General features: G+C 48.4%; 1 protein-coding gene. It reads left to right on the forward strand.

What is annotated here, in order from left to right:
• Positions 1-44 precede the first annotated feature (44 nt).
• Positions 45-584 (forward strand): MT-A70 family methyltransferase, encoded by a 540-nt coding sequence (locus tag DWY93_RS16865; protein ID WP_107001180.1) that lies wholly within the window; start codon positions 45-47, stop codon positions 582-584.
• The last annotated feature ends 125 nt before the right edge of the window (positions 585-709 follow it).

The following is a 709-nucleotide window of genomic DNA, read 5'->3' on the forward strand; positions in this document are numbered from 1 at the left end:
TAAGAGACTTCGGGCCATGCTGACCCGAAGCGGAAAGGAGGATCATGCCGAAAGAAAAATTTTCGATAATCTATGCAGATCCACCGTGGCGGTATGAGCAGAAAAACAGGCAGGGATCAGCAGAGCTTCATTATCCCACTATGAGTATTGAAGAAATTTGTTCCCTTCCAGTGGCCGACTTGGCTGCAAAAGACAGCGTTTTGTTTCTGTGGGCAACATTCCCACAACTGCCGGAAGCCTTAAAGGTCATTAAAGCATGGGGCTTTTCTTATCGTTCTGTGGCTTTTGTATGGATAAAGAGGAACCGGCGCTCCTACTCATGGTTTTACGGTCTGGGGTATTGGACCAGAGGCAATGCAGAAATTTGTCTTTTAGCAGTAAAAGGACATCCGAAGCGTAAGTCTACCGGTGTTCACCAGCTTATTGTTTCCCCGATAGAGCGCCACAGTAAAAAGCCGGACGAGGCCAGGCGGAAAATTGTAGAACTGATGGGCGATATACCACGAGTGGAATTGTTCGCCAGAGAAAAAAAGCCCGGATGGGACGTGTGGGGAAACGAAGTTGAAAGCACTGTAAACTTGTAACAGCTTCGGGTCATGCTGACCCGAAGCGGAAAGGAGAAATCCATGCAGGAAAAAAATGCGGGCGGAACACCAGCTGCCCCTATAAAGCTGGATGTAAGCGTGCGGGTCATCGAACCTGTGAAAAA

Origin of the sequence: Clostridium sp. AF28-12 (assembly GCF_003435225.1) — a bacterium.
GTDB classification, from domain to species: domain Bacteria; phylum Bacillota; class Clostridia; order Lachnospirales; family Lachnospiraceae; genus Pilosibacter; species Pilosibacter fragilis.